We start from the raw sequence: 14,150 nt of genomic DNA on the forward strand, positions 1-14,150 counted from the left end.
CTCGCGGAGGCCACCCTGAAGTCTAGGTCGGCTGTGTGTCGGGCATGTTGCGGGCCGCGGATGCGTGCGTCGGATGCGCACCCCGGCGCGGGTGGAGTCCCAGGCTGAATCCAGGTCACGGCCCGGTAACATGGGAGGGATATGCCTGTCGCGTGGGCTGCACCGCCGCGCGGCATCCGATCGGATGGAGATCCTCCCGTGGCAAACCCGCTCGAGAAACTGCTGCGCGCCGGCGAGGGCCGCATCCTCAAGAGGCTGCAGCAGGTCGTCAAGGCCGTCAACGCGCTCGAGGAGGACTACGCGCACCTCACCGACGAGGAGCTGCGCGGCGAGACCGCCGAGCTGCGCGCGCGTCACGAGGCCGGCGAAACGCTCGACCAGCTGCTGCCGGAGGCCTTCGCCGCCGTGCGCGAGGCCGCCAAGCGCACCCTCGGTCAGCGCCCCTACGACGTCCAGCTCATGGGCGGGGCGGCGCTGCACCTGGGCAACATCGCCGAGATGCGCACCGGTGAGGGCAAGACGCTCGTGGCGACCCTGCCCTCGTACCTCAACGCGATCGCGGGCAAGGGCGTGCACGTGGTCACCGTCAACGACTTCCTCGCGAGCTACCAGTCCGAGCTCATGGGGCGCGTCTTCCGGGCCCTGGGCATGTCGACCGGCGTCATCCTGTCGGGGCAGACTCCTGCCCAGCGCCGCGAGCAGTACGCGTGCGACATCACCTACGGCACGAACAACGAGTTCGGCTTCGACTACCTGCGCGACAACATGGCCTGGCGCAAGGAGGACCTCGTCCAGCGCGGTCACTTCTTCGCGGTGGTCGACGAGGTCGACTCGATCCTGATCGACGAGGCGCGCACCCCGCTCATCATCTCGGGTCCGTCGTCGGGTGAAGCGAACCGCTGGTTCGCCGAGTTCGCCAAGATCGCCGCCACCCTTGAGGCCGGCGTGGACTACGAGGTCGACGAGAAGAAGCGCACGATCGGCGTGCTCGAGCCCGGCATCGAGAAGGTCGAGGACTACCTCGGCATCGACAACCTGTACGAGTCGGCCAACACCCCGCTGATCTCGTTCCTGAACAACTCGATCAAAGCCCTCGCGCTGTTCAAGCGCGACACCGATTACGTCGTGATCAACGACGAGGTGATGATCGTCGACGAGCACACCGGCCGCATCCTCGCGGGCCGGCGCTACAACGAGGGCATCCACCAGGCCATCGAGGCCAAAGAATCCGTGCCGGTCAAGGCCGAGAACCAGACTCTGGCGACCGTCACGCTGCAGAACTACTTCCGTCTCTACGACAAGCTGTCGGGCATGACGGGCACGGCCGAGACCGAGGCGGCTGAGTTCATGTCGACCTACAAGCTGGGCGTGGTGCCGATCCCCACCAACCGGCCGATGGTCCGCAAGGACCAGCCCGACCTGGTCTACAAGAACGAGCAGGCCAAGTTCGCGCAGGTCGTGGAGGACATCGCCGAGCGTCACGAGGCGGGGCAGCCCGTCCTCGTGGGCACCGTGAGCGTCGAGAAGAGCGAATACCTGTCGCGTCTGCTGGCCAAGAAGGGCGTCAAGCACGAGGTCCTCAACGCCAAGAACCACGCTCGAGAGGCCGAGATCGTCGCCCGCGCGGGGCGCCTGGGTGCCGTCACCGTCGCGACCAACATGGCCGGCCGCGGAACCGACATCATGCTCGGCGGGAACGCCGAGTTCCTCGCCGTGCAGGAGATGAAGACCAAGGGCCTCGACCCGGTCGACACCCCCGACGAGTACGAGGCCGAGTGGGACGGCGTCTATGAGGCCGTGCGCTCCCGCGTGGCCGAAGAGGGTGAGAAGGTCGTCGCCGTCGGCGGCCTGTACGTGCTCGGCACCGAGCGCCACGAGTCCCGCCGCATCGACAACCAGCTGCGCGGTCGGTCGGGCCGCCAGGGCGACCCCGGCGAGAGCCGGTTCTACCTCTCGCTGACCGACGACCTGATGCGCCTGTTCCAGTCCGGCGCGGCCGAGGCGATTCTGTCGCGGGCGAACTTCCCCGACGACGTCGCGATCGAGTCCTCGATGGTGAGCCGGGCGATCAAGAGCGCCCAGTCGCAGGTCGAGTCGCGCAACGCCGAGACCCGCAAGAACGTCCTGAAGTACGACGACGTCCTGAACCGTCAGCGCGAGGCCATCTACGCCGACCGCCGGCACATCCTCGAGGGCGATGACATCGCCGACCGCGTGCAGCACTTCATCGAAGACGCGGTGAGCGCCGTCATCGCCGAGCACACCTCGTCGGGGCACAGCGAGGGCTGGGACTTCGACGCGCTGTGGACCGAGCTGAAGACGATGTACCCCGTCGGCGTGACGATCGACGAGGTCGTGGCCGAAGCCGGCGCGAAGGGACGCATCACCGCCGAAGGCCTCACGCGCGAGCTGCTCTCCGACGCCCGCATCGCCTATGCGGGGCGCGAGGAGAAGCTCGGCGCGCAGGCGATGCGCGAGCTCGAGCGGCGCGTTGTGCTCCAGGTGCTCGATCGTCGCTGGCGCGAGCACCTCTACGAGATGGACTACCTGAAGGACGGCATCGGCCTGCGGGCGATGGCCCAGCGCGACCCGCTGGTCGAGTACCAGCGCGAGGCGCGGGCGAGGGCCCCGAGGCCCACGCCGAGGTCGCGGCCAAGGGTCTCGCGGCCGGGCCCGGCGACGAGCGGCTCGAGTTCTCGGCGGCCAACGACGCGGGCGAGGTCGAGGTGCGTAACGAGCGCGGTCAGGTGCAGCAGGCGGCGACCGCCAAACTGCAGCGGGCGGCGGCGCAGAGGGGTGCGCAGGCGCCGGATGCCGGAGCTCCGGCGGCGCGCGGAGCCTTCGGTCAGCCGACCGATCAGGCCGACCCGGGGCAGGGCCAGGCTCCGGTGAACCGCGCCGAACGGCGCGCGTCGGCCAAGCGCAAGTAGTCGCCCGGCTCCCGAGCATGCCACGGGGTGTCCGGTGGCCTGCTCGCACCGCGGATATCCTGGGCCGATGAGCACCCTCCGTCCCCTCGATCAGTCCTCGAAGCTGAAGAACGTCCTCTACGAGATCCGCGGCAACGCCCTCGTCGAGGCCGCCCGGCTCGAGGCCGAGGGGCACACGGTGCTCAAGCTCAACACCGGCAACCCCGCCACCTTCGGGTTCGAGGCGCCCTACCAGATCGTCCGCGACATGATCGCCGCGATCCCCACGGCGCACGGGTACAGCGAGAGCCGCGGCATCCTCTCGGCGCGTCGCGCCGTCGTGTACCGCTATGAAGAGGTCGAGGGCTTTCCACGCATCGATCCGGACGACGTGTTCCTCGGCAACGGCGTGTCCGAACTGATCACGATGACGATGCAGGCGCTGCTCGACGAGGGCGACGAGGTGTTGATCCCCGCGCCCGACTACCCGCTCTGGACGGCCATGACGAGCCTGTCGGGGGGCACTCCCGTGCACTACACGTGCGACGAGGAGAACGAGTGGCAGCCCGATCTCGAAGACATCCGCGCCAAGGTCACTCCGCGCACCAAGGCGATCGTCGTGATCAACCCGAACAATCCGACCGGTGCCGTGTACTCGCGGGCCGTGCTCGAGGGGATCGCCGAGATCGCCCGGGAGCACTCGCTGCTGGTCCTCGCCGACGAGATCTACGACCGCATCCTCTTCGACGAGGCGACGCACATCCCGATGGCGAGCGTGGCTCCCGACCTGCTCTGCCTGACCTTCAACGGGCTCTCGAAGACCTATCGGGTGGCGGGCTACCGCTCGGGCTGGATGGTCATCACAGGTCCGCAGCGGCACGCGGCCGGATTCCTCGAGGGCATCAACCTCCTGGCCTCGACACGTCTGTGCCCCAACGTCCCCGCGCAGCACGCGGTGCAGGCGGCCCTCAGCGGAGTGCAGTCGATCGACGCGCTGATCGCGCCGTCGGGACGCCTGCACGAGCAGCGCGATGTCGCGTGGGAGGGGCTGGAGAGCATCCCGGGCGTCTCGTGCGTGCGCCCGCGGGGAGCGCTCTACGCGTTTCCGCGACTGGACCCCGAGGTGCATGAGATCCGCGACGACGCCAAGCTCGTCTACGACTTCCTGGTGCAGGAGCACGTCCTGCTCGTGCAGGGCACCGGGTTCAACTGGCCCACGCCGGATCACCTGCGTGTCGTGACACTGCCCGAGGCGCGCGTGCTCGCGGATGCCGTCGAGCGGCTGGGCAACTTCCTGTCTTCGTATCGCCAGTAGCGCCCCGCGGGCCCTGAGTCAGAGCACGGCCAGGGACGTCGCGCGCCAGCGCCCGTCGGTGCCCTCGAGCCGCAGGGCGATCGCGCGCGTGCGGTGCGGAGCGGAGATGATCACGACGGCCTCCACCACGCCGTCGGCGGGGCTCATCGATCGGGTGGAGAGCACGGCGAGGTGCGGCCTGACGGCCGGGACGCCCCGTGCGCTGCGGGCGCGGGTGGCGAGGTTGCTTCGGGTCACGAGCCGGCGGAAGGCGTCCTCGGAGAGCCATCGGGCGAGCTGGTCGACCTCCCGAACGCCGGCAAGCACTTCGAGCACGCCACGGGCGAGGTTGGTGACGAGCGGGTCAGGGTCGGGCAGGTCGGATGTCGGTGTGCGCTGCCGCGAGAAGTACTCGTCGGACTCGCCCGGATAGGCGCTGCGGCGCGCACGCGGCGCCCCAGCACCGTCGGCGGCGGACCTGCTCATGGAGACCCCCATCTCTCGAGCGTTTGCTGTGTTGGCAGTAGACCACACGCAGCCTAGGAGTAGCCCGGGAAGGGGGCACGTGTGGATAACTCGCCGGGAGCGCGGCCCGGCTGTCCTAGGGTCGGCGCGTGCGCTGGGATCGGCTCTTCGAAGACCTCGAGGATCAACTCGCCTCCGAGTGGGAGGCCGAACGTGCTGCCCTCGACAGCGAAGCCGAACGCGTCCGGATCGCCAGAATGACGCTGCGGAGCCGACTGAGCGCGCTCGTGGAATCACCGCCGCGGTCCGCCGATCGGGTCGGCGTGGAGGTGCTGTGCGGCGACGTGCTGACCGGCTCGCTGCGGGCGGTCGGGGCGGATTTCACCGCCATCCGCGCCGACGACGCCGTGCACGGACTGGTCATCGCCCCGCTGGCGGCGATCGCGTCGGTGGCCGTGGCCCCGCACGCCCTCGTGCGCAGTGCGCGCCCACGGCCGCACGAGCGTGCCCACCTGTCGGAGCGGCTCACCTTCGGCTTCGTCCTGCGTGATGTCGCTCGCCGCCGTCTCCCCGTGCGTGTGGTGTCCGCGCAGGGTCGGCATCAGACGGGCACGATCGATCGCGTGGCGGCCGATCATCTCGATCTGGCGGTGCATGACGCGGGCACGCCCCGGCGTCAGCGGGAGATCACCGCGGTGCGCATCGTGCCGTTCGCCGCGATCGCCTGCGTCCACCTCGACGCGGACGCGGCTCCCGCCCTGGTGTGACGCGCTGCGGCGTCGGACGATCACTCGGGCCGGTAGCTCGCGCCGCCGCCCCACACCTCGGGAAAGCTGGCCGCCTGCGACTGCTGCCACAGGTGCATCTGTCGCGCTTCTTCGACCTGGTCGTCGATGTACCCGCGCAGGCTGTCCTCCTCGATGCGCCACTTCGCCGGCGAGCCCAGTCGTGCGCCACGCAGGCGACCCTCGTGCACCAGCTCCATGACCTCGGAGACGTCGATGCTCAACAGCTCGGCCACCTGTGACGGCGCGAGGTAGCGCACGCCGCCTGGGGAGCTATCGGACATGACCCCCATTATGGACCCGGCCACGGACGCCCGGATCGCGTGACCTGTGGATAACGGGACGCGCCGATCCGCCCGCATCGGCCACGATGGGCGATCGGACAGGGGACGGCCGCCGCGCCGCCCGGAGAGGATCGCCATGACCGCAACGGACCCACCCCGACCACGCCGCCGTGTCTTCTGGGCTGACCTGCGTTTCTTCGTCGGCATCGCGCTGATCGCGCTGTCGGTCGCCGGCGTCTGGATCGTGGTGGATGCTGCCGCGACGACCAGTCCGGTGTTCGCCGCATCGCGCACCCTCATGCCCGGAGACCCCGTGACGGCCGCGGACCTGACTGCCGTCGATGCGGCTCTCGGTGCGGCGGGGGAGGCCTACTTCGGAGCCGAGCAGCTGCAGCCCGGCTCGGTGGCGACGCGCTCGATCCGCGAGGGCGAACTGGTGCCCCGCAGCGCCCTCGCGCCGGCGGAGGAGGTGAAGGTCACGACGGTTGTGGTCTCCAGCGCCACGCCGGTGCCCTCCGGGATGGGTCCGGGCGCTCCGGTCGAGCTGTGGGCCGCCTCCGCGGACGCCGACGGGATCCTGCGGACACCGTCGATCCTCGTGGCCGACGCGACGGTCGCCCGCGTGCGGGAGTCGGGATCGATGATGGGATCCGGCGGTACGGATGTCGAGATCGTCATCCCGCGCGCCGACGTCGCCGCGACCCTCGAGGCACTCTCGGCCGGGGCGGCCATCTCGCTCGTCCCGGCGGCGGTGACAGGATGAGTGCGCGGATCCTCGTCGCGCTGGGCGGCTCCGCGGCGTCGCGCGTCGCGTCGGAGCTCTCTCGCGCAGGGCTCGAGATCGTGGGCGTGGTGGATCCGGGCGCGCCCGCTGCGGCAGCATCCGATCTCCTCGCGGCTCCCGATCTCGATCGGACCCGTGACGCGCTCGCGCGCGCGACGGCCATGGTGCTGCGCGCGGACCGCCGCACGCTCACTGCTGACCTCGTCGCGGCGTGCGATCGTCGCGGGGTGCGGATCCTGCCGGTCTGCGACGACGCCGATGCGCAGAGGTGGGCGGGGGCCTTCGGGCTGGAGCCCGCGCTGATCGCGGCGGAGGCGTGGGCGGTCATCGACGCGCTGCGGGCCGATCCCGTGCCGGGCGCGACGGCGGCATTCGGGAGCCGGGGCCGCATCATCGCGGTGTGGGGGCCCGGGGGAGCGCCAGGGCGATCCACGATCGCGTCGCTCATCGCCTTCGAGCTGGCCCGCGGCGGCCGCCACTGCGCCCTCATCGACGCCGACGTGCACGCGCCCTCCCTCGCGCTCTCCCTGGGGATCGCCGATGAGGGCCCGGGGTTTGCGGCGGCGTGCCGGCAGGCCGGGCTCGGCTCGCTCGACGCACGCGAGCTGACCCGCATCAGCATCCCGCTCGCGCATGCCGGCGGGGTCGTCGATGTGCTCTGCGGGCTCAATCGGACGGGTCGATGGCCTGAGCTCGCCGAAGACCGCGTCAGCGCGGCGCTGGAGGCCTGCCGCGAGTGGGTCGACGCCGTGGTCGTCGACGTGTCTTCGTCGCTCGAGCGCGACGAGGAGCTCATGAGCGATCTCGACGGGCCGCGCCGCAACGGCGCGACGTCGGCCGCCCTGGCGTCCGCCGACCTCGTGATCGCGGTCTGCGCCGCCGATCCGGTGGGCGTGGCGCGGTTTCTGCGCGGGTACGCGGAGCTGCGCGCGACGATCGGCTCGACGAGGGTCGTGGTGGCTGTCAACAAACTGCGCCCGGGCGCCCTCGGATTCGACGCTCGCGGACAGATCCGACGCACTCTCGAGCGGTTCGCCGGCATCGACGACGTGTTCTTCCTTCCGCTGGACCCCCGGAGCGCGGATGCTGCGGTGCTCCAGGCGCGTCCGCTCGCGGAGGTCTCGCCCCGGTCGCCGCTGGTCGCCGCGGCGCGGCGACTCGTCGGGGAAGGGGTCCAGCCCGCGGTCGGAGGCGAGCTCGTGCCCGCGGGGTCGCGGGCGACGAAGCGTACACGCCGGCGGGCGGGGACCGACAGGCTCAGCGCCTAGGCTGGGGGGGTGTCGACCCTCAGCGAAATCGTCTACGCCCAGGGCCGCGCGACCGAAGCGGACGTGGAGTGGCTGCACCGCCTGGCGGGCGACGGCCAGCTGCTGGCAGACCTCGCCTTCGCCGACATCGTGCTCTGGGTGCCGACCCCCGACGACTCGTTCGTCGCCGTCGCGCATACGCGCCCCTCGGGCGCTGCGACGCTGTTCTATCGGGACATCGTGGGCGACCGGGTGCGGCCGCAATGGCGAACACAGGTGCGCGAGGCGTTCGACTCCGCGCGGATCGTGGACTCCGCGTCGCCCGACTGGTTCGAGGAGACCCCCACACGTGTGCGGGCGGTCCCCGTGATCAGCGTGCCCGCGCGGGATGGAGCACCCGCACGCGTCGTCGGCGTCCTCACCCGGCACACCAATCTCGGCGAGGCGCGCACGCCCAGCCGACAGCAGATCACCTTCAACGACTGCGCCGATGACCTGTTCGGCATGGTCGCCTGGGGTGAGTTCCCGGATCTGTCGGCCCCGACGGGCCCGCGCCGCGGGGCGCCGCGCGCGTCGGACGGTCTGATCCGTTTGGACGTCGACGGCATCACGACCTTCGCGAGCCCCAATGCGCTCTCCGCCTGGGGGCGGCTCGGCTTCGACGACGAGCTCGAGGGCGAATCCCTCAGCGAGGTGACCACCCGCATCCTTCCCGCCCAGGAGCAGATCGACGAGTCGCTGCCGCTCGTCGTGACCGGCCGCGCGCCGTGGCGTTCGGACATCGAGGCGCGCGGGGTCGCCGTCTCTCTGCGTGCGATTCCGCTTCGCCATCACGGCGAGCGCACGGGCGCGATCGTCCTCTGCCGCGACGTGACCGAGATCCGCCACCAGGAGCAGGAGCTGATCACCAAGGACGCGACGATCCGCGAGATCCATCACCGCGTCAAGAACAACCTGCAGACCGTCGCCTCACTGCTGCGCATCCAGGCGCGGCGCACGCACTCCGACGAGGCGCGCGATGCCCTCACCCAGGCGATGCGGCGGGTGTCGGCGATCGCGGTCGTGCACGACACCCTCTCGGAGGGGCTCACGCAGGCTGTGGACTTCGACGAGGTCTTCGATCGGGTGCTCAAGCTCGTCGCCGAGGTCGCGGCGGGCGCGGGAACGCGCGCGCAGACCCGATCGAGCGGAACCTTCGGCGAGCTGCCCAGCGAGTACGCGACGCCGCTCGCCCTCGCCCTCACCGAGCTCGTGACCAACGCCGTCGAGCACGGCCTCGCGGGACGCGAGGGAACCGTCGAGATCGAGGCCAAGCGCACCACGTCGCGGCTCAAGGTGAGTGTGCGCGACAGCGGGGTGGGCCTTCCCGAGGGTCAGGTCGGCCGCGGCCTGGGCACGCAGATCGTCCGCACCCTCATCCAGGGTGAGCTGGGAGGGACGATCGACTGGCACACGATCATGGGCAGCGGCACGGAAGTCACGATCGACATCCCGCTGCGGTGGATCGACCGCGCCAGGACCTGATCCGGCGCGGGCGATCCTCGGCGGTCGGGCTCAGCTGGCTCGGCGGGCGCGGGCGGCGCGGCGCTTGAGGGCGCGACGCTCGTCTTCGGAGAGGCCGCCCCAGACGCCGGAGTCCTGCCCCGACTCGAGCGCGTACTGCAGACAGATCTCGGTCACGGTGCAGCGGGCGCAGACGGCCTTCGCCTTCTCGATCTGGTCGACCGCCGGCCCGGTGTTTCCGACCGGGAAGAACAGCTCGGGGTCGACGGTGAGGCATGCGGCCTTATCGCGCCAGTCCATGCAGATAGCTCCTTGTTGCGAGGGGTGGGGGATGAGCGAGTGCTCAGAGTTCGGTTTCGGGTCCGGTACCCTGGTGAGGTGCGAGCAGGAAGCTCGCCCCACGGCGCTGTGGGAGCACATGGCTTGTCCCATCGTCCCACACGTCCCCGGACTGATCAAGGGTTCGTCCGGGTGTTTCCTGTGCACATTGCTGAGCGTTCGCTCTCAGCCCTGGAGGATCCGAACAACTTCGGGTGCGTCCCGCAGAGAGAGGCCGTCGAATGCGCAGCGATCCCGTGACCATCGCGGCGGCAGCATCCGTCGCTCTCGAGGGCCTGGTGCTGGGCGGTATCGCGCTCTGGATGGGCGCGTCGTTCTTCGGTGCCGAGGTGATGGATGTCGGCACTGCGACCGCGCTCGTCGTGCTCACGGCGGCGGCGGCCATCGCCCTCGTCGCGTTCGGCGTCGCGATCCTGCGCGATCAGGGGTGGGGGCGTTCGGGAGCGATCGTCGCCCAGCTGCTCATCCTCGCCGTCGCGCTCGGCGCCGCGACGGGCGCGTACGCCCACCCGGCGCAGGCGGCGCTGATCGCGGCTCCCGCGCTGATCGTGCTGCTGCTCGTGATCAGTGCCGCGCGGCGGTCGGCACGTCGTGCCGGATCCGATGCGCCGGCCGAGGGCGACTGAGCCGCGTCAGCCGTCGAGGCCGAGCATGCCGCGCAGACGCGCGACATGCCCCGTCGCCTTGACGTTGTAGAGGGCGTGCACGATGGAGCCCTGCTCATCGATCACGAAGGTGGACCGCAGGACGCCCTCGACGGTCTTGCCGTAGTTGACCTTCTCGCCCCACGCGCCGTACGCGTCGTGAGCGGCGCGATCGGGGTCGCTCAGCAGATCGAAGGTCAGCCCGTCGCGCTCGCGGAACTCGCGGAGCTTCGCCGGGTCGTCCCGCGAGACGCCGAGCACCGTGTATCCGCCGCCCTGCAGCGATGCGAGGCTGTCGCGGAAGTCGCAGGCCTGCGTGGTGCAGCCGGGGGTCATCGCCGCCGGGTAGAAGTACAGGATCACGCGTGAGCCGCGGAGATCGGCGAGGGAGACCTCTTCGCCGTCCTGATCGTGCAGACGGAAGTCGGGGGCGGGGGAACCGGGTTCGAGGCGCACGGAAGTCACCCCTTCAGACTAGGACGCATCGGTGCCGCTGTGGATGCGCGCGAACGTCGCCAGCAGCCGCTGCAGCGAATCCAGCCGGGCGGGACCCGTCGGGCCGAGCTCCCCGTCGGCCACGGCTTCGATGATCGCGCAGTCGGGGGCGTCGGGAAGATGCGTGCACCCGCGCGGGCAGCGCTCTGCGATGCGGTCGAGGTCGGTGTACGCGCGGAGGACGTTCGCGGGATCGATGTGGCCGAGGCCGAACGAGCGCACGCCGGGCGTGTCGATCACCCATCCGGAGCCGTCGGCGCTGGAATAACGCAGCGACACCGTCGAGGACGAGGTGTGTCGACCCCTGCCCGTCACCTCGTTGACGTGGCCCGTCGCCCGCAGCGCCGTCGGGACGAGGGCGTTCACGAGCGTGGACTTTCCCACCCCCGAATGCCCGACAAAAACCGTCGAGTGGCCGACGAGACTCGCACCGATGCTCTCCAACGGCATCTCCCCGCGCGCGCTCTCGAAGACCACGAGGTCGAGCCCTTCGAAGTGCGTGAGGAACTGCGCGGGAGAGGCCAGGTCGGTCTTGGTGATCACGAGCAGAGGCCGGATGCCGGCATCCAGCGCCGCGATCAGGTAGCGGTCGACGAGCCGGGGGCGGGGTTCGGGGTCGGCCGCGGCGACCACGATGAGCATCTGGTCGGCGTTGGCCACGACGACGCGCTCGACAAGATCGGTGTCGTCGGCGGAACGGCGGAGCAGGGTCGAGCGGGGTTCGATGCCCACGATCCGCGACAGGGTTCCCACCTCGCCCGACGTGTCGCCGACGACACGGGCTCGGTCGCCGGTGACGATCGGCTGCCGACGCAGCTCCCTCGCTCGCGAGGCGATGACCTCGTGCTCCTCGGGGGTGTCTTCGTCGAGCAGAACCGCGTACCGGCCCCTGTCGACGCCCAGCACCCTGCCGACGACGGCGTCGTGGTGACTCGGACGGCGCTTCGTGCGAGGGCGATTGGCTTTGGGATTGGGGCGGACGCGGATGTCGGCTTCGTCGAACTCGGGATCGTCGTCGGTCTCGCCGTCGTCCCACCAGTTCTCGGTCGGGTCCATGGGATCGCCGCGCGCCCTCAGCCCGTGCCGCCGAGCATCGTCATCCACAGCTGTTCGAACTGCGGAAGAGTCTTCGCCGTCACGCTCAGATCGTCGATCTCGACGCCGGGAACGGCAAGACCGAGCAGGGCGCCGGTCGTCGCCATGCGGTGATCGTGGTGCGAGCGCCACAGACCGCCGTGCAGCGGGCGCGGCGTGATGCGAATGCCATCGGGCAGCTCCGCGGCGTCGCCACCGAGCGCGTTGATGCCGTCGACGAGCGCCCGGATGCGGTCGGTCTCGTGCAGGCGGATGTGCCCGATGCCCGTGATGGTGCACTCGCCGTCGGCCAGGGCGGCGAGTCCCACGATCGTGGGCGCGAGCTCTCCCGCGGCCGAGAGGTCGATGTCGAAGGCACGGATGCCGTGTCCCGTGACCGTCAGGGCGCCACCGCGGCGCGAGACCCGGGCGCCGGCGGTGTGCAGCAGATCGTTGAGCATCGCGCCTGGCTGCGTGGAGTGCGCAGGCCATCCGGTCACCGTGACGGAGCCACCCGCGACCATGGCCGCGGCGAGGAAGGGCGCCGCGTTGGAGAGGTCGGGCTCGATGGCGATGTCTTTGGCCCGCAGGGCGGTGGCCGGGACGACCCACTCGTTGGGCGCCGGACGCTCGACGTGGACACCGCGATGGGAGAGCGCCTCGACCGTCATGTCGATGTGGGGCACGCTGGGCAGGCGGCTGCCGGTGTGGATGAGGTGCAGTCCGACGTCGAAGCGCGGTGCCGCCAGCAGCAGCCCCGACACGAACTGGCTGGATCGGGACGCGTCGATGCGCACCTCTCCGCCGCGGATGTGCCCGTGACCGCGAACCGTGAAGGGCAGCGACCACCGTCCGCCGTCGTCGATGTCGACGCCGATGTCGCGCAGGGCGTGGATCAGCTCCCCCATGGGCCGGTGCAGCGCGCTCGCGTCGGCGGTGAGGTGCACATCGCCTCGCGCGAGGCCCGCGAGGGGCGAGACGAAGCGCATGACCGTGCCGGCCTGGCCGCAGTCGATGTCGCCGCCTCCGGTGAACGACCCGGGCGGGGTGATGAGCAGATCGTCGCCGAAACCCCCCGCGCCCGGCTCGGCGTCGATCCGGACGCCGAGGGTGCGAAGCGCATCGACCATGCGGGCGGAGTCCTGCGAGTGCAGCGGGGCGATCAGACGCCCCGGTCCCTCGGCGAGCGCCGCGAGCACGAGCTCGCGGCCGGTGAGCGATTTCGATCCGGGGAGGGTGAGGGTGGCGTGCAGCGGGCCCGATGCGGTCGGCGCGGTCCATGCGGTGGGCTGCGCGGCATCCCGCGTGGGCGCGCCGGCCCGCGTCTCGTCTGCGAGCGGGGAATAGCCGTGCTGGGTCATCGGGTTCTACCTTATCGAGCCCCCGAGAGGACACGATGAACCTGACGCTGGAGAGGCCGCGGGCCAACGCAACCGCGCGCCTAGACTGGGTCGTCATGGACGACCAGCCTGAGCCCGACGAGGTGCTCGCGCACCCCGGCACCGCGCGCGATCAGTTCGAGGCGCAGGCGCTGCCCTTCATGGATCAGCTCTACGGGGCTGCGATGCGCATGACGCGCAACCCGGCCGATGCGGCCGACCTCGTGCAGGAGACCTTCGTGAAGGCCTTCTCGTCGTGGGCCACCTTCCAGCAGGGCACCAACCTGAAGGCGTGGCTCTACCGCATCCTCACCAACAGCTACATCAACACGTACCGCAAGAAGCAGCGCGAGCCCTACCAGGGAACGATCGACGACCTCGAGGACTGGCAGCTGGGCGGAGCGGAATCGACGACGGCGACCAGCAGCCGCTCCGCCGAGGCCGAAGCGATCGATCACATGCCGGCGTCCGCCGTCAAAGACGCACTGCAGGCCATCCCCGAGGATTTCCGGCTGGCGGTGTACCTCGCAGACGTCGAAGGCTTCGCCTATCAGGAGATCGCGGACATCATGAAAACCCCCATCGGCACGGTCATGAGCCGCCTGCACCGCGGCCGGCGGCTGCTGCGCGACCTGCTTGCCGACTACGCAAAAGAGCGGGGCATCGTTCCCGCAACCCCCAGGAGCACAAAATGACCGATTGCGGCTGTGAGAAGGCGCGGCGCGACCTCGAAGAGTACCTCCGCAACGAAGTGTGCAAGACCGAGCACCAGGACATCACCGAGCACCTTGCGCACTGCCCCGAGTGCAGTGACGAGGCTCTTGTGGCGAAGACCCTGACCGACGTCGTCGCGCGCGCCTGCCGTGAGACGGCTCCCGAAGAGCTGCGCGATCAGGTCCTCGCCCGACTGCGCGTCGCGCAGGCCTCTCACACCTGACGCCGACGGCG

At 70.5% G+C, this 14,150-nt stretch carries 14 protein-coding genes and 1 pseudogene; 9 read left to right on the forward strand and 6 right to left on the reverse strand.

Annotated features, from left to right (window positions below):
- The first annotated feature begins 198 nt into the window (after nt 1-198).
- Nucleotides 199-2,930, forward strand: a pseudogene (gene secA / locus DI573_RS02560) (preprotein translocase subunit SecA).
- Nucleotides 2,931-2,997: 67 nt separating this feature from the next.
- Entirely contained in the window at nt 2,998-4,224 is a 1,227-nt protein-coding gene (locus DI573_RS02565) for a pyridoxal phosphate-dependent aminotransferase (RefSeq protein ID WP_292810313.1), read from the forward strand.
- A gap of 18 nt (nt 4,225-4,242) precedes the next feature.
- Here DI573_RS02565 and DI573_RS02570 read toward each other — a convergent pair whose 3' ends face one another.
- Complete coding sequence (locus tag DI573_RS02570; RefSeq protein WP_292810315.1) at nt 4,243-4,689, reverse strand: Rv3235 family protein; 447 nt, start codon at nt 4,687-4,689, stop codon at nt 4,243-4,245.
- A 128-nt stretch (nt 4,690-4,817) separates the two neighbouring features.
- Between DI573_RS02570 and DI573_RS02575 the strand changes: the two genes are divergently transcribed.
- Nucleotides 4,818-5,435 carry a hypothetical protein gene (locus DI573_RS02575; protein ID WP_292810317.1) on the forward strand — a complete coding sequence of 206 codons (618 nt, stop codon included), beginning with the start codon at nt 4,818-4,820 and terminating at the stop codon, nt 5,433-5,435.
- A gap of 20 nt (nt 5,436-5,455) precedes the next feature.
- Here the strand turns inward: DI573_RS02575 and DI573_RS02580 are convergent, their stop codons facing one another.
- The gene (locus tag DI573_RS02580) at nt 5,456-5,737 is read right to left on the reverse strand and encodes a helix-turn-helix domain-containing protein (RefSeq protein WP_292810319.1); all 282 of its coding nucleotides are present in this window, start codon (nt 5,735-5,737) and stop codon (nt 5,456-5,458) included.
- Nucleotides 5,738-5,873: 136 nt separating this feature from the next.
- Here DI573_RS02580 and DI573_RS02585 point away from each other — a divergent pair, with 136 nt between their 5' ends.
- Genes DI573_RS02585 through DI573_RS02595 form a run of 3 tightly spaced genes read left to right on the forward strand, consistent with a single transcriptional unit; the run spans nt 5,874 to nt 9,292 of the window.
- The gene (locus DI573_RS02585; RefSeq protein ID WP_292810321.1) at nt 5,874-6,500 is read left to right on the forward strand and encodes an SAF domain-containing protein; all 627 of its coding nucleotides are present in this window, start codon (nt 5,874-5,876) and stop codon (nt 6,498-6,500) included.
- The gene (locus DI573_RS02590) at nt 6,497-7,789 is read left to right on the forward strand and encodes a P-loop NTPase (protein WP_292810323.1); all 1,293 of its coding nucleotides are present in this window, start codon (nt 6,497-6,499) and stop codon (nt 7,787-7,789) included. The genes DI573_RS02585 and DI573_RS02590 overlap by 4 nt, the downstream gene beginning before the upstream one ends.
- Nucleotides 7,790-7,798: 9 nt before the next feature.
- Nucleotides 7,799-9,292 carry a PAS domain-containing sensor histidine kinase gene (locus tag DI573_RS02595; protein WP_292810325.1) on the forward strand — a complete coding sequence of 498 codons (1,494 nt, stop codon included), beginning with the start codon at nt 7,799-7,801 and terminating at the stop codon, nt 9,290-9,292.
- Between the two features lie 30 nt (nt 9,293-9,322).
- On the opposite strand, the gene DI573_RS02600 is transcribed toward DI573_RS02595, so the two are convergent.
- Complete coding sequence (locus DI573_RS02600) at nt 9,323-9,571, reverse strand: WhiB family transcriptional regulator (protein ID WP_036295594.1); 249 nt, start codon at nt 9,569-9,571, stop codon at nt 9,323-9,325.
- A 260-nt stretch (nt 9,572-9,831) separates the two neighbouring features.
- Between DI573_RS02600 and DI573_RS02605 the strand changes: the two genes are divergently transcribed.
- Complete coding sequence (locus DI573_RS02605; protein ID WP_292810331.1) at nt 9,832-10,236, forward strand: histidine kinase; 405 nt, start codon at nt 9,832-9,834, stop codon at nt 10,234-10,236.
- Between the two features lie 6 nt (nt 10,237-10,242).
- Here the strand turns inward: DI573_RS02605 and bcp are convergent, their stop codons facing one another.
- The 3 genes from bcp to aroA are packed head-to-tail and all read right to left on the reverse strand — an operon-like array spanning nt 10,243 to nt 13,184.
- Entirely contained in the window at nt 10,243-10,719 is a 477-nt protein-coding gene (gene bcp, locus DI573_RS02610) for a thioredoxin-dependent thiol peroxidase (RefSeq protein ID WP_292810333.1), read from the reverse strand.
- Nucleotides 10,720-10,728: 9 nt separating this feature from the next.
- A complete protein-coding gene (gene rsgA, locus DI573_RS02615) occupies nt 10,729-11,805 on the reverse strand; it encodes a ribosome small subunit-dependent GTPase A (RefSeq protein WP_292810335.1) in 1,077 nt (358 codons plus the stop codon).
- 17 nt (nt 11,806-11,822) lie between these two features.
- Nucleotides 11,823-13,184 carry a 3-phosphoshikimate 1-carboxyvinyltransferase gene (gene aroA, locus DI573_RS02620; protein ID WP_292810337.1) on the reverse strand — a complete coding sequence of 454 codons (1,362 nt, stop codon included), beginning with the start codon at nt 13,182-13,184 and terminating at the stop codon, nt 11,823-11,825.
- A gap of 95 nt (nt 13,185-13,279) precedes the next feature.
- Between aroA and DI573_RS02625 the strand changes: the two genes are divergently transcribed.
- Both DI573_RS02625 and DI573_RS02630 read left to right on the forward strand, forming a co-directional pair.
- Nucleotides 13,280-13,897: a sigma-70 family RNA polymerase sigma factor gene (locus DI573_RS02625; protein ID WP_292810439.1), complete on the forward strand. Its 618-nt coding sequence runs from the start codon at nt 13,280-13,282 to the stop codon at nt 13,895-13,897.
- Entirely contained in the window at nt 13,894-14,139 is a 246-nt protein-coding gene (locus tag DI573_RS02630) for a zf-HC2 domain-containing protein (protein ID WP_292810340.1), read from the forward strand. Before DI573_RS02625 ends, DI573_RS02630 begins: the two co-directional genes overlap by 4 nt.
- Nucleotides 14,140-14,150 lie beyond the last annotated feature (11 nt).

This window comes from Microbacterium sp., assembly GCF_003248605.1.
Taxonomy (GTDB): Bacteria; Actinomycetota; Actinomycetes; order Actinomycetales; family Microbacteriaceae; genus Microbacterium.